General features: G+C 61.7%; 20 protein-coding genes and 1 pseudogene. 12 read left to right on the plus strand and 9 right to left on the minus strand.

The genetic code is table 11. The annotated features are described in order from the left end of the window. The 10 genes and pseudogenes from FQP90_RS23640 to FQP90_RS10865 all read left to right on the plus strand — a co-directional run. Positions 1–238, plus strand: a pseudogene (locus tag FQP90_RS23640) (hypothetical protein); the annotation flags it as partial. Positions 239–471: 233 nt separating this feature from the next. Further along, entirely contained in the window at positions 472–1,026 is a 555-nt protein-coding gene (locus FQP90_RS10825; protein ID WP_144650062.1) for an RNA polymerase sigma factor, read from the plus strand. Continuing rightward, positions 1,023–1,844, plus strand: coding sequence for a hypothetical protein (locus FQP90_RS10830; RefSeq protein ID WP_144650064.1), 822 nt, complete (start codon positions 1,023–1,025; stop codon positions 1,842–1,844). The genes FQP90_RS10825 and FQP90_RS10830 overlap by 4 nt, the downstream gene beginning before the upstream one ends. A 130-nt stretch (positions 1,845–1,974) precedes the next feature. After that, on the plus strand, positions 1,975–2,400 hold the full coding sequence (locus FQP90_RS10835) for a CoA-binding protein (RefSeq protein WP_144650066.1): 426 nt from the start codon (positions 1,975–1,977) through the stop codon (positions 2,398–2,400). A gap of 138 nt (positions 2,401–2,538) precedes the next feature. After that, on the plus strand, positions 2,539–3,330 hold the full coding sequence (locus FQP90_RS10840; RefSeq protein WP_244296686.1) for a polysaccharide deacetylase family protein: 792 nt from the start codon (positions 2,539–2,541) through the stop codon (positions 3,328–3,330). A gap of 23 nt (positions 3,331–3,353) precedes the next feature. After that, entirely contained in the window at positions 3,354–3,764 is a 411-nt protein-coding gene (locus FQP90_RS10845; protein WP_144650070.1) for an MmcQ/YjbR family DNA-binding protein, read from the plus strand. A gap of 96 nt (positions 3,765–3,860) precedes the next feature. After that, positions 3,861–4,487, plus strand: a complete 627-nt coding sequence (locus FQP90_RS10850; protein ID WP_144650072.1) for a hypothetical protein — start codon at positions 3,861–3,863, stop codon at positions 4,485–4,487. Between the two features lie 176 nt (positions 4,488–4,663). Next, positions 4,664–6,073, plus strand: a complete 1,410-nt coding sequence (ngcE, locus tag FQP90_RS10855) for an N-acetylglucosamine/diacetylchitobiose ABC transporter substrate-binding protein (RefSeq protein WP_144650074.1) — start codon at positions 4,664–4,666, stop codon at positions 6,071–6,073. A gap of 5 nt (positions 6,074–6,078) precedes the next feature. Then, entirely contained in the window at positions 6,079–7,095 is a 1,017-nt protein-coding gene (locus tag FQP90_RS10860) for a carbohydrate ABC transporter permease (RefSeq protein ID WP_144650076.1), read from the plus strand. Beyond that, the gene (locus tag FQP90_RS10865) at positions 7,095–7,988 is read left to right on the plus strand and encodes a carbohydrate ABC transporter permease (RefSeq protein WP_144650078.1); all 894 of its coding nucleotides are present in this window, start codon (positions 7,095–7,097) and stop codon (positions 7,986–7,988) included. The genes FQP90_RS10860 and FQP90_RS10865 overlap by 1 nt, the downstream gene beginning before the upstream one ends. 97 nt (positions 7,989–8,085) lie before the next feature. Here FQP90_RS10865 and FQP90_RS10870 read toward each other — a convergent pair whose 3' ends face one another. After that, positions 8,086–8,808, minus strand: a complete 723-nt coding sequence (locus FQP90_RS10870) for an alpha/beta fold hydrolase (RefSeq protein ID WP_144650080.1) — start codon at positions 8,806–8,808, stop codon at positions 8,086–8,088. Between the two features lie 87 nt (positions 8,809–8,895). Then, positions 8,896–9,894: an AraC family transcriptional regulator gene (locus tag FQP90_RS10875; protein ID WP_144650082.1), complete on the minus strand. Its 999-nt coding sequence runs from the start codon at positions 9,892–9,894 to the stop codon at positions 8,896–8,898. 80 nt (positions 9,895–9,974) lie between these two features. Here FQP90_RS10875 and FQP90_RS10880 point away from each other — a divergent pair, with 80 nt between their 5' ends. Further along, on the plus strand, positions 9,975–10,295 hold the full coding sequence (locus FQP90_RS10880; protein WP_018780008.1) for a putative quinol monooxygenase: 321 nt from the start codon (positions 9,975–9,977) through the stop codon (positions 10,293–10,295). Between the two features lie 57 nt (positions 10,296–10,352). Here the strand turns inward: FQP90_RS10880 and FQP90_RS10885 are convergent, their stop codons facing one another. Genes FQP90_RS10885 through FQP90_RS10910 form a run of 6 tightly spaced genes read right to left on the minus strand, consistent with a single transcriptional unit; the run spans position 10,353 to position 15,580 of the window. Further along, positions 10,353–10,877, minus strand: a complete 525-nt coding sequence (locus tag FQP90_RS10885; RefSeq protein WP_018780007.1) for a flavin reductase family protein — start codon at positions 10,875–10,877, stop codon at positions 10,353–10,355. A gap of 1 nt (position 10,878) precedes the next feature. Continuing rightward, positions 10,879–11,250: a cupin domain-containing protein gene (locus FQP90_RS10890; RefSeq protein ID WP_144650084.1), complete on the minus strand. Its 372-nt coding sequence runs from the start codon at positions 11,248–11,250 to the stop codon at positions 10,879–10,881. Between the two features lie 2 nt (positions 11,251–11,252). Continuing rightward, a complete protein-coding gene (locus FQP90_RS10895; protein ID WP_144650086.1) occupies positions 11,253–12,725 on the minus strand; it encodes a 4-hydroxyphenylacetate 3-hydroxylase family protein in 1,473 nt (490 codons plus the stop codon). Further along, positions 12,725–13,417, minus strand: coding sequence for a DUF2848 family protein (locus tag FQP90_RS10900; protein WP_144650088.1), 693 nt, complete (start codon positions 13,415–13,417; stop codon positions 12,725–12,727). Before FQP90_RS10900 ends, FQP90_RS10895 begins: the two co-directional genes overlap by 1 nt. A 10-nt stretch (positions 13,418–13,427) precedes the next feature. Further along, on the minus strand, positions 13,428–14,222 hold the full coding sequence (locus FQP90_RS10905) for a carbon-nitrogen family hydrolase (RefSeq protein WP_144650090.1): 795 nt from the start codon (positions 14,220–14,222) through the stop codon (positions 13,428–13,430). After that, positions 14,219–15,580: an MFS transporter gene (locus FQP90_RS10910; RefSeq protein WP_144650091.1), complete on the minus strand. Its 1,362-nt coding sequence runs from the start codon at positions 15,578–15,580 to the stop codon at positions 14,219–14,221. Before FQP90_RS10910 ends, FQP90_RS10905 begins: the two co-directional genes overlap by 4 nt. A 230-nt stretch (positions 15,581–15,810) precedes the next feature. Between FQP90_RS10910 and FQP90_RS10915 the strand changes: the two genes are divergently transcribed. Beyond that, a complete protein-coding gene (locus tag FQP90_RS10915; RefSeq protein WP_144650093.1) occupies positions 15,811–16,452 on the plus strand; it encodes a GntR family transcriptional regulator in 642 nt (213 codons plus the stop codon). Here FQP90_RS10915 and FQP90_RS10920 read toward each other — a convergent pair. Then, entirely contained in the window at positions 16,449–16,742 is a 294-nt protein-coding gene (locus tag FQP90_RS10920; protein WP_144650095.1) for a DUF503 domain-containing protein, read from the minus strand. The genes FQP90_RS10915 and FQP90_RS10920 overlap by 4 nt on opposite strands. Between the last annotated feature and the right edge of the window lie 27 nt (positions 16,743–16,769).

Below are 16,769 nucleotides of genomic sequence, written 5' to 3' on the forward strand. Positions count from 1 at the left end.
CACCCTGAGCAACGGCGCCGGGCTCTGCGAAGCCTGCAACCACACCAAAGAAACCCCCGGCTGGAGAAGCAAAACCATCCCAGCAGACACACCGGGCACCCACACCCTCGAAATCACCACACCCACCGGCCACAGCTACCGATCCACAGCCCCACCCCTGCCGGGACATGCAGCAGGACCACGGACAGGCAAAATGCGGCCCCAGAAAACTTTTCAAAAAACTTCGTACCCCCCGTAACCCTTTGGCGTGCTGCGACGATTACGTTTTTGAAAGGGCCGAGCTGGAATTTGTCCCCCATCATGTTCCAGCTCGGCTCTTCCTTGTCCCGGGGACTTTTCCGCGGGGCAAGCGGGTCTTCCTTATGGATGGCCCGGCAGAGCAGTTACCCTTGGTGGGGTTGTCCGTCGAGCAAAGGCGGGTGACCTGGCTACAAAGCCACGGACCTGCCGCCGATCGAAAGTCCCAATCCTGTGACCGACGCATTGACCGATGAAGCGCTGCATGCACTCAAAGGCAATAACGCGGAATTGTTCAGCGCCGTCTACCAGGCGTACGCAGGGCAGGTGCTCGGATACTTGACAGCAAAAGGTGTCTCGGATCCGGAAGCGGTGACGCAGGACGTCTTCTTGGCCGTCCTTCCGCGACTGGATGATCTCAATGGCGGCATCAACGGCCTGCGTACCTTCATTTTCTCGGTAGCCCATGCACGCATGGTCGACGAGCATCGGAAGCAAAGCCGATCACCGGACTACCACGAGTTCGAGCCCGAACGGGATACGCGGGAATCGAGTTCCGCCGAGGCCGAAGCCCTGGTGAGGTTGGCGCCGTACGAGGTCATGGCGTTGCTGGACTATTTGGGCGACGACCAGCGGGAGGTCCTGACCCTCCGCATCGTGGCTGGCCTCACGGTCGAACAGGTGGCCGACATTATGGGGAAATCCGCTGGCGCAGTGAAGCAACTGCAACGGCGGGCCCTCATAACGCTCCGTGAGCATTCGGCAGTAAAGGAATATGTGTCGCCATGACATACAGGGACAACGAACGCGAAGCGATCGTGGACGAGCTGCTGCTCGACGCCGATCTCTCCGACCCCTCAGACGTCAGGCTGGCGCTCCTCTCCATTGGTTCCCTCGCCAATCTTGCCGCGCCTGCCCCCGGCGCGGAACTGGCCGCGATGATGGCCGGCCCGCACGACGAACTCACCAAGCGCCGTTGGCGGCACAAGCATCGCACCGCGGTTGTCAGTGTGGCCGTTGTTGCTGCAATGGGTCTGGGCGTCAGCGGTGTAGCTGCCGCCAGCTCCGGCTTTACGCGGGCGCCGTCCTTAGCTGGGCTCATGGGAAACTTCGTGCCGCAGTGGTCTGCCGCGACGCCGGTACTGCCTGCTCCGGACGCACCCAGAATCACCACGGAGCCCGCCCCGGTGGTGGATCCTGCGGCGGTTCCACCTGCAACTCAGGCTCCGGCGATCCCTGCGCCCGCCGATGCTGCGCCGGTGCCCGCCCAGAATCCAGTTATCGTCCCTGAGCCAGTGCCCGCCGCAGCAGTCCCGAACGCCGCGCAACAAGCCGTGCCCGTGCCGCCCGTGGCAGCGCCGAACGCCTCATCGAATGGTGCTGCCCCGAAACCGGTGGATACCAAGCCGGCCGAGGCCAAGCCGGAACGCCCGGCAGCGGTCAAGCCGAAGCCTGCGCCGAGTGCTCCTGCAGCCGCTGCCAAGCCTGGAACCAGTGACAAGAGACCTGGCCATGCGTCCCCGTCGCTGACCGACAAGAAAGCGGACAAGGAACTGCAATCTTTCCTGGACAGGCTCAAGCAGTGGACCAAACGCGGGGACCGTTAAGCCAGGACCTGCCGCTTGGAGGACATCACGCCGGTGTCCGAAGCCGGTGGAGCCCGCCGTGGACGCTGCTGCCATCGCCGCAGATTATTCGGCAAAGCTGCTGGCACATCAGCGGGCGTAGGCTTGGGTCATGATGCATGTCAACGATCCGGCCGTCGTCGAGCGGTTGATGCGAACAAAGGGCACCTGGGCCGTCGTGGGTCTGAGCACCAACCAATGGCGCTCCGCCTATGACGTCTCGCTCTACGTCCGGGACACCATGGGCATGGAGATCATTCCCGTTAACCTGAAGGGCGAGGACGTGCATGGGGAGAAGGGGTACGAGTCCCTGGCGGACATTCCCGAAGCCAAGCACCCCATCGACGTCGTGGAATGCTTCGTCAACTCCCAACGCGTAGGGGCCGTCATTGACCAAGCGATTGCCATCGGCGCGAAAGCAGTGTGGTTGCAGCTGGGTGTTTTCGATGACGAAGCCACGCAGCGCGCAAAGGATGCGGGACTCGACGTCGTGGTGAACTCCTGCCCGGCGCGCGAAGGCTGGAACTACGGCTTGTAATCCCGGGGTGGATTCTCCTGCTAGATTGCAGCTGAATCATTTCTTGAGTCTTGGGGGACAGCCATGTTCGGCGACCAATCTGCAGAGCCATATTTCAGACCCAGCAGAAGGGCCGCTTTCAGCGTATTAGGCGCTTCCGTGGTGGCCGGTTTGACGGCCTGCACTGCGGCCGAAGGCGCGTATGAAAGCTCGACGCCGGTGCTCACGCCCGGTGCCGCTGCGGAGTCGCCGGCCGTGCCGGCCGCCTCTGTTTCCCCGGCTCCGACTCCCACGCCGACCCCTACCGCCACCAAGCGCATCCGGAAATCGTTCGTTCCGGACTACCAGCTGCCGCCGATTGTGGGTGGCCTCGCTCCGGTCATCACCAAAATCGAGACCCAGCATCCCGTGGTGTTCCTGACCATTGATGACGGCAACATCAAGACGCCCGAATCGGTCAAGCTCTTGGCTGAGTACGACTACCCGGCATCCCTGTTCCTGACCAAGGACACCATTGCCGATAACCCGGCTTTCTTCAACGCTTTCAAAGCCCAGGGCAGCTTGGTGGAAAACCACACGGTCACCCACAACATCAACATGGTGCGGCAGTGGGGCTATCAGCAACAGCTGACCGACATGGTTGGAATGCAGGAGTACGCCTTCCATCACTATGGCCGCCGTCCCACGCTGTTTCGTCCGCCGGGCGGTGCCTACTCCAATGTGATGCGCAAGGCTGTGGCAGACGCGGGCATGAAAGCAATCGTCACATGGGAGGCCAAGGCAAATGCCGGAAAGATGGACTACCAGGTGGGCAACTCCCTGCGTCCTGGCGACATCGTGCTGATGCATTTCCGCGCGGAGTTTGCCGCGGACCTTGCTGCGTTCCGTTCGGCCCAGTTGGCCGCGGGGCTCGAAGTGGTGCTTCTGGAGGATTTCCTGGGCGTGGCTTAGGACCAAAGTACTAGGCTCAATCCATGGATGTTTCCCGCCTCCGCGAGATCTGCCTTGGCTTCCCCGGCGCCTTCGAAGACTTCCCGTTCGGACCTGAGACGTCCGTGTTCAAGGTTCGTGCCGCCGTCGCTGGTGGGGCCCGCCACGAGGCCAAGATGTTTGCCCTTTCCTCGATGGACCCGGACGACTGGTCGGTGAGCCTCAAATGCGAGCCTGCCTTGGCGGAACAGCTCAGGGCAGCCAATCCGGAAATCACGGGTGCCTGGCACATGAACAAGACCCACTGGAACGGCGTACGGCTGGACGGCGCCCTTCCTGATGACATGATCCGGGACATGGTAGAGGACTCGTACGACCTTGTGGTGGCCACCCTGAGCCGCAAGCAACAAGAGCAACTTGGCTGGGCCCGGCTGGCGCACCCAAAGGGCAGTTGACACACCCCTCGAACACCCTCCCCACGGCGCTGACATGGGACTAGATTGATACTGCAACCTAAAGACCTCAGCTACGGGCTGGTCAGGAGCGGTTTGATGCTGGATCAGAAGACACTGGACCATCTATGGAATTTCCGCGATCCGGCAGCCTCTGAGGCCGCCTTCCGCAATGCAATGACGGAGGGCAGTTACGACGCCGACGAGCGCGCTGAGTTGGCAACGCAACTTGGGCGGGCCATCAGTTTGCAGGGCCGCTTCGAAGAGGCTGATGCGCTGCTGGATGACATCGACGACGACGAGCCCACCGTGGGCGTCCGCATTCTGCTGGAGCGCGGACGGGTTTTGAACGCCGGCGGCCGTGGCGCCATGGCTGTTCCTCTGTTGGAGCAAGCGGCTGAGATGGCGGACCACCTCGGTGAGGAATTCCTGGCCGTCGACGCCCTGCAGATGCTTTCCATCGCAGATGCCGCGAACTCCGAGGTGTGGATGCGAAGCGCGCTCGAGTACGCCTCCACGGCCCATGATGAGCGAACCAAGCGCTGGATGATTGTTTTGCACACAAGCCTTGGCACGTTTCTGCGCGGTAAAGGGCGGCTCACCGAGGCCATGGTTGAGTTCCAATTGGCCGAACAATGGGCGGAAAGACTGGGAACCGAGCGTCAAAGGGAGTTCGCACGCGAGGCCATCACGGAGTGCGGGAAGGCCCTGGCGGAGGGTCCGTAGAAAGATCACGCTTTGACAAATGTTGATCGAAACTGCCACGAAATATTGATTTTCGATCATCCGTGGTGAATTATGTCACAGAAGGTTGGTGCTGCCAGAGCGCCAACCCAGACTGTCTGACTGAACGGCTTTCCCGCCGCAACAGTCGACACTACGAGTCACTGGAGGGTTTAGAAATGAACGTTCAGCACCAGTCCGTTGGTCGCCGTGGATTCCTGCGCGGAGCACTCGCAGCAGCCGTGCTCGTGCCCATGGGGGGAACCATTGCCTCATGCGCTGCCGGAGGCGGCGGTACAACCACCGGCCCCACGGGTACTGTCTCCGACACCAACCCGTTCGGTATGGCAGAAAAAGCCACCCTCGACGCCGTGATCTTCAAGGGCGGCTACGGCATCGACTACGTCGAATTCGCTGGCAAGATCTTCGAGAAGACCCACGAGGGCTCCACGGCCAAGATCTCGCCGTCAACTGACATCGCCCAGGAACTGCAGCCGCGCTTCGTCGGTGGCAACCCGCCGGACCTGATCGACAACTCCGGCGCCAAGGCCATTGGCTTCAGCACCATCCTGGCCCAGCTCGAGGACCTCACCCCCTTGGTAGAGGCCAAGAACCTCGAGGGCAAGGTCATCAAAGACACCCTGTACACAGGCGTACTGGCTCCGGGAACCTTCGATGGCAAGCTTGCCGCCCTGAACTACGTGCTCACTGTCTTCGCCATGTGGTACTCGGATTCCCTCCTCAAGGAGAACGGCTGGACCGTTCCCAAGACCTGGGATGAGATGTACGCGCTGGGTGAGCAGGCCAAGGCCAAGGGCAAGTACCTGTTCGTGTGGGGCAAGGAAGCTGCCACTTATTACCAGGAAATGGCGATCGCCTCCGCTATCAAGGAAGGCGGCGACGAGGTTCGCCTCGGCTTGGAAAACCTCACGGCCGACTCCTGGTCGCACCCGGCCATCCAGTCCGTTTTCACCGCACTGGACAAGATCGTCAAGGCCGGCTTCTTCAAGCCGGGCGGCTCGGGCACGCAGTTCACGGCAGCCCAGGCACAGTGGAGCAACGCCCAGGAAGCAGTGTTCTACCCGTCCGGTTCGTGGATTGAAAACGAAATGAAGGACCAGACCAAGTCGGGCTTCAACATGATGGGTGCGCCTGTGCCCACCGCAACCGCGAGCCCCAAGATGCCGTACACCGCACTCCACAGCGCTGCCGGCGAGCCGTTCATCGTCCCGTCGCAGGGCAAGAATGCTGCCGGTGGCAAGGAATTGCTCCGCATCATGCTCTCCAAGGAAGCTGCCACCAACTTCGCCAAGACCAAACTGGCTCCCACCATCGTCAAGGACACCGTTCCGGCCGATGGCTTTGGTTCCACAGCGCTTGTCTCGCAGACCAAGCTGCTGGGTGACGCAGGCGAGGACATCTTCACCTGGAACTTCGTTGACCTCTATGGCACCAATAAGGACCAGCTGGTTGTCTGGAACTCTTTCCTTGACGGTAAGTCGGACGTCGCAACCCTGACCTCCGCACTGCAGAACATCACCGACAAGGTCCGTAACGACAGCTCGGTCAAGAAGATCGAAGTGAAGTGACCTCAGTGAAGACTCAGCAGAGCCGGAACGACGACGGCCTGGCCGCCGTCGTTCCGGCCACCGCTCCACAGCAGTTGGTTAAGCGGCGGCGGAAACCGTTGACGTGGGACAAGGTCAGTTTCTTCGCGGTATTCCTCGGACTGCCGCTGGCGATCTACCTTTTGTTCGTGATTTGGCCCTTCCTCCAGGCGTTCCAGTATTCGCTGACCGACTGGTCAGGTTTCTCGCCCAACCCGAATTTCATCGGTTTGGAGAACTACGCCAGGATTTTCACGGACGACATCTTCATGAAGGCCATGGCGAACAACATTCTCCTGGTCATCGTCCTGCCGGTAGTGACCATCATCCTGAGCCTGGTGCTTGCCACCTTGGTGACGGTGGGCGGAAGCAGCAAGGGCCAAATCAAGGGCCTGCGGAATTCCAGTTTCTACCGCGTGGTGTCATTCTTCCCGTACACGATTCCCGCTATCGCCATCGGCATCATGTGGGGCCAGATCTACGATCCCTCGGGCGGGTTGCTTAACGGAATTCTCACTGGGCTGGGCTTTGACCAGTTCAAGGATTTCGCCTGGTTGGGGAATAAGGACACGGCCATGATTGCCACCATGTTTGTGATCGTGTGGGGCTTTGTGGGCTTCTATATGGTCCTGTTCGTGGCGGGCATCAAGGGCATTCCGGCCGAACTTTTCGAAGCTGCGAGGATCGATGGTGCCGGTCGCTTCCGTACCGCCGTGTCCATCACCATTCCGTTGATCCGCGACAACATCCAGACTGCCTACATCTACATGGGCATCCTGGCATTGGATGCCTTCGTCTATATGGCGGCACTGAACTCGGGCGGTGGCCCGGACAACTCGACGCTCGTGATGGCGCAGCAGCTGTTCTTCACGGCCTTCAGCAAGGGCCAGTTCGGACTGGCCAGCGCCATGGGCGTAGTGCTGGCCATTACTACCCTGATCTTCTCCGGCCTGGTGTTCTTGGTTAACCGGCTCACTGGCGGCGACAAGGATGTGAGCAACTGATGACTACCAGAGTTGAGACCCCGGAACGGAAGTCCTTGCACTTCCAGCCGCGAACACCGGCGTCCACGCCCGGCGACAAAGTGGTGGGTGCGATCTCGCACACAGCCTTGACCATTTGGTCGCTCATCGTGATCCTGCCGCTGCTGTGGACGTTCATGTCGTCGTTCAAGACGTCCAGCGAGATCTTTGCTTCGCCCTTCGCTTTGCCGTCGGTGTGGCGTTTCGATAACTACGTCAAGGCGTGGACCGAGGCAGGCATCGGCAGCTACTTCCTGAACTCGGTGATCGTAGTCGGGTCGGCGTTGGTAATCGTCATGGTGCTTGGTGCCATGTGTGCCTACGTTCTTGCCCGCTACACCTTCCCGGGCAGCAGGGCCATCTACTACCTGATGCTCGCGGGCCTGACATTCCCGATCTTCCTGGCCATGGTTCCGTTGTTCTTCGTCCTGAAGAACATGGGCCTGCTGAACACCTTGCCAGGACTCATCCTGGTCTATGTAGGCTTCGCGCTTCCGTTCACGGTGTTCTTCCTGTTCTCCTTCTTCAAATCGCTGCCTCACGAAATCACCGAAGCGGCAGCCCTTGACGGAGCAGGGGAGTGGCGGACGTTCTTCCAGGTCATGCTGCCGATGGCCAAGCCGGGCCTCGCTTCGGTTGCCATCTTCAACTTCCTGGGGTTGTGGAACCAGTTCCTTATTCCGGTGTCCATCAACGCCGCCGGTCCGCGCGTCCTGTCCCAGGGCCTCGCGGCCTTCGCGGGCCAGATGGGCTACGCCGTGGACTTCGGTGCGCTGTTCGCGGCTGTGACCGTCACGGTCATCCCGGTGCTCATCGTTTACGTGATCTTCCAGCGCCAGCTGCAGGGTTCCGTCTCGCAAGGCACCTCAAAGTAGTACAACCGCGCTAAAACAGCGTTCGACGGCGGTCCGCACCTAACGGTGCGGGCCGCCGTCGGGCGTTAGGGCAGCGGGGGAGGGGGCACAGTCCGGCTCAGTCCCTGCCGGCCTCAATGAACTTGAGGGCGGTGTACCCGGGGTTTGTCAGGAGGACCTCGTGGCTGCCTTCCATGCTGACCAGCCGGAAGACACCCAACCTGTTTGATAGCCGGGGGTGCCGTCCCCATTCCCCCTGGGTGATGTCGTTGTCGTCCAAAGGCGCGATGTAGCTGAACGCCTGGGGAACGCGCTCCCAACCTGTCATGTCTGCAGGGTCGGTGAATGCGCCGAAGGGCTGGGGGCGCAGTACATCGTAGATTTCCTGGGCCTGTTCGGCGCTTCCATCGTTGAAGAATCCGTCCCTCCACACGAAGAACGGCAGGACCACCGAGCCGTCAGCGCGTTCGTCGGCGCTTGCCTGCAGGGCGGCCCGGAGGTGCGGCGGTACCTCGTCCACCAGCGCTTTGCCGTGCTCAGGCACGAACGCTGCAAAGTAGACGAGTCGTCGGATCCGTTCGGGCATTTCAATGGCAATCCTGGAGATCAGATAACCGCCCCAGCTGTGGCCCACCAGCACAAAGTCGCTGAGGTTGTGCTCCCTGATGTAATCGATGATCGGCTCGGCCGCACCGTTCAGGTTGACGTATTTGCTGTCGTTCGGCCCCAGTCCACCCGCAGTGGGGGTATGAACTTTGTGCCCGGCCGCCTCAAGGTGGGTGCGAACGGGGTCCCACATTTCGCCGTAGTGCCAAGCGCCGTGTACAAGGACAAACTTCATGGTTCTCTCCGAATCCGGGATCAATTGTCTGTCATCGAAGTATGCTCAACGGCGGATGGGGCCGCTATCGGAAAGACGACGGCGGTCCTATCGGATTCGCGCAGCCTTCAGGACAACGGAGGGCGTCGTGCCGTAGCGGGACTTGAACTGCGTGGAGAACTCACCCAAATGGAAGAAGCCGCACTGCAACGCGACCTCGGTGACGCTGGTCCCGTCCGGATCTGATTCCCGCAGAATCCGGTGGGCGGTTTCGAGCCGTTTCATTTTCAGCCATTGGCCGGGCGTCGTGTCCAGCTCGCGGCGAAAGCTTGCCTGCAGGCTGCGGATGCTGATGCCGCAGTAACGTGCGACGCTGCTGAGGCTTACTGGTTCGCCAATACTCTCCAGCATGTACTCGGTTGCCCGGCGGACACGCAAAGACGCAATCCCGCCCGGGCTCCGTGGCTGGAAGGGGGTGGGAAGGTCTCCGCTGGGGATGAGGAGGGACTCGATGATGAGCTCTTCAAGGTGAAGGCTCACCCGATGCTGCCAGCTGGAGTCTTTCACCGTCGATATGCTCATGCTGCTTTCGATCAAGCTGCAAAGCAGGGCCGGCGGCAGCCCCAGGGACAAGGGGAGCTCGACTCTTCGGCCTGGGCCAGTGGTCATTGCCTGGCCGGCCACGGTCTCGACGCGATGACGATCCAGCCTCAAAACCACTTGGTCGTAGTCGGCGTCGAGGTCGAATTGAAAGAGGTCATACGGGCCGACAACCACTGCGTTGTCAGGCGTTGCGACGGCGGTCTCCGAGCCGTAGCGAAAAAGTGCACGGCCGCGGACGGGCATGCTCACCAGGAAGCTGTTCTCGTCCGGCTCCGCCGGCGACACCGTGACTGCAGCGCCGTAGAGCAGCCGGTTGATCGAAAGCGAACCAATCTGCTGATGGTCGAGCCGCGCCGCAAGCCGGGATGCCCTGCCGTTTAGGCGCAACGTGTGGGGGCGCAAGGTCCGCGTACATGCCTCCACCACCTGGTCCTTATCGTGCGCCGGGTCCAACATCCTCTGGCCTGTGGAGCTGAGGGTGGCAGCAATGCGTGAAAGCGTCATTGGGATCTCCACGGCGGAGGGAAGTACAGGAATTCTGACAGTATGGACGGTAAACCGCAACGCAACGAAAGGCAGCAACCGTGATCTTCATCGTGGTCAAGTTCAACGTCAAGCCGGACTGGTCCGATCGCTGGCTGGATCTCGTCGGTGACTTCACCGAGGCCACCCGCGCGGAACCCGGGAACCTGTGGTTCGATTGGTCCCGCAGCGTGGAGAACCCGAACGAATTCGTCCTCGTGGAAGCCTTCCAGGACGATGCCGCCGAGGCGCACGTGAACAGCGAACACTTCAAGAAGGCCATGTCGGACATGCCGCAGGCACTCGCCGAAACGCCGCACATCATCAGCCGCCAGATCGAGGGCAGTGGCTGGGACCGCATGGGTGAGCTGACCATCGCCTAGCCGGAGGGTAGAGGTGGTGCCCGGCTCGAACGAGCCGGGCACCACCTGTTTAACTCCTCAGAACATCCACGGAATCTCCGCGTGGCCGAAGTCGGAGAAGGATCCGAACCGTCCGGCCTTGAACGCGAGCACCTCGCCGTCCCGGTCCCGGCACGTGGTGACCTGGCCGAAGAAGACCTGGTGATCGCCGACGTCGTACTTCTGCACAACGGTGCAATCCGCCTGGGCGAGGGCGCCCTTGATCACGGGCAGGCCGCTTTCGGTGACGTCAAAGTCCCCGTCGCCGAAGCGGTCACCGCCGCGCACCGCGAACCGCCGCGCGATCGACTCCTGCTTGGACCCCAGGATGGACACCGCGAACTTGCCGCTCTCCATCAGGGCCTCACCGGTGCGGGTACCGAAGTTCAGCGAGATCATCAGGATGGGCGGCTCCAGGCTGATGGATGTCAACGAGCTGATGGTCATCCCGTATTGCTCGTCCTCGTGTTGGGTGGTGACCACGGCAACGCCCGTCAGGAACCGGCCCATGGCCCGGCGCATCCCCATGGCATCGGGAACAGTGAAAAGCGGTGCGAGGCTCATGTCAGTTGCTCCGCTCAGCTGGTGTTGGATCCGTGTAGTAGCGGACTTCGAACATCTTGGCACCGTTCTCGGAAACCCACGGGCCGTGTTCCATGCCGGGCGGGCGGGTAGCCCAGTCGCCGGCTTTGAAGGTCCTGCCCAGGCGCTGGTCAACGAACGAGCCTTCGAAAATGAACACTTCTTCCCAGAAATCGTGGGTGAGGACGCCGTTGGGGGAGGTGTCCGTGCCAGGTTCGAACTTCAGGATTCGGGTGACTGAGTCGTTGTCCGAGTCCCGAGCCAGGATGGCCTCGGACAAACCCTCAACGTGCGGGTTGCAGGGTGCAAAGTCCACCGAGTCCGTGGGCGTGAACTCGAATTCGGGCTTGGCCATGATCAGATCTCCTCCGACTCGGTGGTGCCGGCAACGCTGTAGGAACCAAGGAAGGTGTCCAGCTCGGCGACCAGTGCGTCGTAGCCGTAGTTCCGGTAGGTGTACGCACCCCGGACTACAAACGGGGCGCCGGCGTAGAACATTTCGTACTGCTGGTGGCGGCCCGCGAACTCCGAACCGATGATGTCCCAGGCGAGCTTGAACAGCTTGACGCGTTCCTCGCTGGTGACGCCGGGGGACTGGACATAGCGTTCCATATCCGGCCGCGTCACGCTGCTGGTCATGTCGGCGACGCTGGAGGGCAGCTGCAGCACGCCGCCGCCCACGAGGTCGCGGAGGATGGAAATCACTCGCGGGTACGTCTCGGACTGCAGGCCCATGGCCCCGTACAGTGCGCTCTTCCCGGGAACCCGCATGCCGGCGTCGTCCGTTGTTGCGGTGTACTCGGCGGCGAGCACCGCCGATTCGACGGACTGGACGATTGCGGCGAGTTCTCCGAGCTTCTCCTGCACGCCGGGGATCTTGTCCGTTCCATTCACCTGGGTGACCTTGCGGGCGACGGAGGCGATGAACTTGAGCTTGGTGGAGAACCGGATCTGGGCCTGCCAGTTGCCTAGGGCATGGGCGCCGGTCTCGAAGAACTGGCGGCGCAGCGTGTCGATGTTCCGGTTGATGAATACCCGGTCCCAGGGGATAAGGACGTCGTCGAAGACCACCAAGGCGTCCGGCTCGTCGTAGTGGCTGGTGAGCGGGTAGTCGAAGTCGCTGGTGGCGGCAGGCGCGAACGGGCGGCGGCAGTACAGCTTCAGGCCATCGGTGGCCACCGGGATGGCGAAGCTGACGGCGAAGTCGACGTCGTCCGGCCCCAGCGGTTTGATGCAGGTGACGAAAACTTCGTCGGCGATCGCAGCGCCCGTGGCGAGCATTTGCGAACCCCGGACAATGATGCCCTCTTCGGTTTCGCGCACGACGCCGACCTGCAGGTATTCGCCTTCCCATCCTGACGCTGTGGTGGCGCGGGAGACCTGCGGCGGGATGATCGCGTAGGAGAGGTACAGGTTCTCGGACAGGATCTTCTTGTAGTACCGCTCCACGTTGCCAGCGAAGTCGCGCTCGTCGTTCTGGAAGACCTCCGGATGGGAACCGAACGCGGCAAAGAACGTGCCGACGTGGTCAGGGCTGCGGCCCACCCAGCCGTGCGTGTGCTTGGCCCACTTTTCGATGGCCTGCCGGCGCAGCACCAGCTCTTCCTGGTTCCGGGGAGCCGCGAACGTGCGGTTTGCCGGCCCGCCGATTTCCTCCGAATGGAACTGCATTCCATTGGCGGGATCAGCCGCGATGTCGAACAGCTCGGACATGGTCCGGGCAACCTTCGCGAAGGCCGGGTGTTCCAGGACGTTGCCGACAACCTCGCCGTCGAGGATAACCGTCCTGCCGTCATTCAGGGACTTCAGGTACTCTTTTCCGGTCCTCATCAGAGTGAGCCTTTCTTGATTTTGTAGTTATGTTCAATGGTGGTCCCATTTGGGAACGAGAGCTCCAACTTCCAGGAAGTTCCGTCTATGAACTTTCCGTCCAGAAGCGGCAGGGTGCCGCCGAGGCACATGAAGTCGGCGTCGCCGATGCCGGTCCGGGCCAGGAGACGCTCGACGACGTCGGCCGGCTTGCGCAGGCCGCTCAGCGAACCTTCCTGGTACAGGACTCCGTCAACCCACGAGCGCGCTGTGCAGTCGTCGAGGTCGAGATTTTCCAGGTTCTCTACGGCGATCACCTCAGCGGCCACCGGCTTGGGGCACGCGCGCTTGGAATCGCCGATATCCCGGGCTTCAATGTCACGGTCTGTGTGGTCGGATCCGATGCCGAGGTAGTACTGGCCGTTGTGGCGGATGTACAGGGGCTCAATCTCACCGGAGGTCAGGTTTTCCGAAGCGTCGTGCTCGCCCGAGGTCTCGAAGAGGTCCGAGTCCATGCGGTAAAACATGGGCACCTCCGGGGGCGGGGCTACGCCGATGGCAGCCAGCTCGTCAATATGGTGTTGCACCGCTTTCGGATCCCGGCCTGTGTAGCCGGCCACCACTGCGTGGAAATCCGAAATGACGATTGTCTTGTCCGTGCCCACCACCCTGAAAGTGAGTGGGACTTGCCGTGTTGTTTGCTGTGTTTGCATTGGACTTCCTCTAGACGGTCAGAGTTTCGTAGCTGGCCAAGCGGTCATTGAGCACCGGGAACTCGTTGCGGACAATGCCCACCTGCTGCGGATCGATGTCCACCATGAGCACGGACTCCCCGGCGCCGGCCTCGGCCAGCACGTTGCCGGCGGGATCCACCACCCTGCTGTGGCCGCCGAGCTCCACGCCCTCCTGGATACCGGCAGCGTTGCAGGCAACCACGAAGATCTGGTGCTCCAGGGCGCGGGCGGTGGTGAGGAGACGCCAATGTTCGCGCCGGGCTGCGGGCCAGGCTGCCGGAACGATCACGATTTCTGCGCCGCGGGTGCTCAGCTCCATCCACAACCCCGGGAAACGCAGGTCGTAGCACGTGATTCCTGCCGTGGCCCCGAAGGGGAGCGGGACCACGGGCAGGGCGGCCCCGGCTGTCAGGAGACTGGCTTCCTTCGATTTGTAACCGAAGACGTGGATCTTCCTGTACGTGTGGACCACGCTGCCGTCCGGGCCCAGCAGGATTGATGTGTTGCTGAGTTGCCCGTCTGCGCCGGCTTCAATGATGCTGCCGAGATGGAGATGGACGCCCAGTTCTTTCGCAACCCGTGAGCACATTGAAACGGTGGGGCCGGAGAGTGTCTCTGCCAGGGTCGCGTAGTCATCGAAGTGGAAGTAGCCTGCACTCCACAGTTCCGGGAGGACGATCAGCTCGGCGCCGCTGATGTTGCGAAGAATCTTCTCGACCCGGTCGATCCGGTCCCCGCGGCTTTCGGTGTCCGGACTGGCTACCTGGACCAATGCGATTTTCATGCTTGTTCCTTCTCTTTGCTGCTCGGCTCGTCCAGATCACTGAGCTTCAGGCCCTTGGTTTCCTTGGCAAACATCACCGAGACCATGGAGATCAAGCCCATCCCTGCCAGGTAGATGCCGATCGCGTAGCCCGTACCGAAGGCGCTGTAGAGGGCCAACGCAATGATGGGAGACAGCGAGCCGGCGATCAGCGAAGCCAGGTTGTAGGCCACGGAGGTGCCGCTGTACCGGACATCGGTGGGGAAGAGTTCGGAGAAGAAGGCGCCGATCACCGAGCTGTACGCGGCGAAGATCAACAGGCCACCTACCGCCGCGGCGATGATGCCCCACATCTGTCCGGTGTTGAGGAGGGCGAAGAAGGCGAATGCCCAGACTACGGTGGCGATCGAAGCCCCGATCATGATGGGCTTCCGGCCTACGCGGTCCGCGTAGATGGCCAGGACAGGAATAGCGACGACGGCCGCTGCCTGACCGATCATGACGGCGGTGAGCCCGGCTTGCCTTTGCAATCCCATGATTTGGGTGACGTACGTGATGATGAACAGCGAGTAGATGTAGAAGCCTGCGTTCTCACCCATGCGGCTTCCTGTGGCGATGAGGATTTCGCGCCAGTTGCGGCGGAAAAGGATGGCCAAGGGCATCTTGCGCTCGGACACTGCCATGGTCTCGCGCTTTCGCTGCGCTTCTTTGAACAGCGGTGTTTCCTGCACGTAGAGGCGGAGGACCAGGCCAATGATGACCAGCAATGCGGACAATCCGAATGCTATGCGCCAGCCCCATGCAAGGAATTCGCTCTCCGGCATGGTGCCGGCGAGGATAGCGAGCACGCCGGCTGCCATGAGATTGCCCAGGGGCGGGCCCACGTTCGGCCAGGAGGACCAGAACGCGCGGCGGGAACTGTCATTGCTGTGCTCCGACACGAGAAGGACAGCGCCGCCCCATTCCCCTCCGAGTGCGAACCCTTGGATCAGCCGCAGCAACAGCAGCAGCAACGGTGCTGCAATACCAATGGCCGCGTATGGCGGGATGAAGGCGATGAGGGTCGTCGCGACCCCCATGAGCATGAGGCTTGCTACCAACGTGGCGCGTCGGCCGTGTTTGTCGCCAAGGTGCCCCAGGACAATCGCGCCGAGGGGCCGGGCGAGGAAGCCGGCGGCGAATGTGCCCAGCGCCAGCATGGTGCCGACGAGGGGATCATCCGTGGGGAAGAAGAGCTTATTGAATACCAGTGCAGCGGCTGTGCCATAGAGAAAGAAGTCGTACCATTCCACTGCCGTACCGGCGAGGCTCGAAGCAGCAACCACGGGCAAGCTGGAGTGCTTTTGCTGCCTTGGCTCGGCTTTCTTCAAATCGGTCATTGTGGGGATCCTTTTGCGATTGGGAGCGGCCGGGCTTCTTGCGAGGCGGGCCGATGTCCCAAGAAATTGAGGGGTTCCAATGCGTGAGCGGAATCACTTGAGCCGCCACTGAAAACTACTGTAGACGAGTTGTATACAACCTGTCTATAGTTGGGATTAAAGATTCTTCCAGACGTCCGGGACCCTCCTGGAGGCAACTCGTATACTGGGCTTCGCGAGAAAGGCTCTCCATGATCCAAATGACTCCCACTGCGCAATCCCAGCCCGAAGTGGCTTATCAGTGGATGAAAAGCTACATCGCTGCCCTTCCGCGGGAGGAGGAAACGTTCCTTAACGAGGCCGTCCTCGCCAAGACCACGGGCACATCCCGTACACCGGTACGGGAGGCCCTGCTGCGCCTCGAAGCGGAAGGCTTCGTCAAGCGGATCCCCCACAAGGGCGCGTTCGTGCCCCCAATTTCAGACCCCGATGTGCGGGCAATCCTGCAGGCCAGGGCCGTGGTGGAAAAGTGGGCCGTGTCAGCCCTGGACACCATGACCGACGCACAGATCGACGCTTTCCAGAGCGTCATCGACCAGCAACGGGAAGCCAAGGATGATCCCGCGCGCTTCATTGAGCTGGATACCGAGTTCCATACGCTCATGGTTCAGGCCGGCGGAAATCCGGTCCTCGCCGACTTCTACGCCTCGCTCCGGCAGAAGCAGCTGAGAATCGGCGTCAAAGCAGTCTCCCGGGGATCGGATCGCGCCGGTGATGTGCTTCGCGAGCATCAACTGATTGTGGACGCCCTGCGCAGCCGAAGCCTGGAAGCGGCCCACCAAGCCATCGATGCACACTTGGACTCCACCCGATGGGCCGTCATCGGCTACTAGTCCTCGCTGTGGAGCTCCCGCTGCCGTGCGCTGAGCAGCTCAAACTCAGGCCTGGCAGCCACAAAACGTTCAACGGCGTCGAGCACTTGCTGAAGGTGGGCGTGATCCGCGGCCACCACAGCCGCCCCCACCAAGGCGCGCCGGTGCTGATCCAGCATTCCGGTCTCGGCTGCTGAGACGTCGAATCGCCGCTTGAGTTCCGCCACGAGGGGTCGCACCAGCGAGCGCTTCTCCTTGAGGCTATGGACATCGCCCAAAAGGACGTCGAATTCAATCCAGCCGATCCACATGATTCATTATCACCGCAGGTCACAGGC

Source organism: Paenarthrobacter nitroguajacolicus (genome assembly GCF_007786235.1).
Taxonomy (GTDB): Bacteria; Actinomycetota; Actinomycetes; order Actinomycetales; family Micrococcaceae; genus Arthrobacter; species Arthrobacter nitroguajacolicus_A.

Bases quoted from the DNA above. Each gene is read 5' to 3' on its own strand.
- FQP90_RS10830 (WP_144650064.1), top strand. From the start codon at position 1,023: ATGACATACAGGGACAACGAACGCGAAGCGATCGTGGACGAGCTGCTG.
- FQP90_RS10835 (WP_144650066.1), top strand. From the start codon at position 1,975: ATGATGCATGTCAACGATCCGGCCGTCGTCGAGCGGTTGATGCGAACA.
- FQP90_RS10845 (WP_144650070.1), top strand. From the start codon at position 3,354: ATGGATGTTTCCCGCCTCCGCGAGATCTGCCTTGGCTTCCCCGGCGCC.
- FQP90_RS10850 (WP_144650072.1), top strand. From the start codon at position 3,861: ATGCTGGATCAGAAGACACTGGACCATCTATGGAATTTCCGCGATCCG.
- ngcE (WP_144650074.1), top strand. From the start codon at position 4,664: ATGAACGTTCAGCACCAGTCCGTTGGTCGCCGTGGATTCCTGCGCGGA.
- FQP90_RS10865 (WP_144650078.1), top strand. From the start codon at position 7,095: ATGACTACCAGAGTTGAGACCCCGGAACGGAAGTCCTTGCACTTCCAG.
- FQP90_RS10870 (WP_144650080.1), bottom strand. From the start codon at position 8,808: ATGAAGTTTGTCCTTGTACACGGCGCTTGGCACTACGGCGAAATGTGG.
- FQP90_RS10875 (WP_144650082.1), bottom strand. From the start codon at position 9,894: ATGACGCTTTCACGCATTGCTGCCACCCTCAGCTCCACAGGCCAGAGG.
- FQP90_RS10885 (WP_018780007.1), bottom strand. From the start codon at position 10,877: ATGAGCCTCGCACCGCTTTTCACTGTTCCCGATGCCATGGGGATGCGC.
- FQP90_RS10890 (WP_144650084.1), bottom strand. From the start codon at position 11,250: ATGGCCAAGCCCGAATTCGAGTTCACGCCCACGGACTCGGTGGACTTT.
- FQP90_RS10895 (WP_144650086.1), bottom strand. From the start codon at position 12,725: ATGAGGACCGGAAAAGAGTACCTGAAGTCCCTGAATGACGGCAGGACG.
- FQP90_RS10900 (WP_144650088.1), bottom strand. From the start codon at position 13,417: ATGCAAACACAGCAAACAACACGGCAAGTCCCACTCACTTTCAGGGTG.
- FQP90_RS10905 (WP_144650090.1), bottom strand. From the start codon at position 14,222: ATGAAAATCGCATTGGTCCAGGTAGCCAGTCCGGACACCGAAAGCCGC.
- FQP90_RS10910 (WP_144650091.1), bottom strand. From the start codon at position 15,580: ATGACCGATTTGAAGAAAGCCGAGCCAAGGCAGCAAAAGCACTCCAGC.
- FQP90_RS10915 (WP_144650093.1), top strand. From the start codon at position 15,811: ATGATCCAAATGACTCCCACTGCGCAATCCCAGCCCGAAGTGGCTTAT.
- FQP90_RS10920 (WP_144650095.1), bottom strand. From the start codon at position 16,742: ATGTGGATCGGCTGGATTGAATTCGACGTCCTTTTGGGCGATGTCCAT.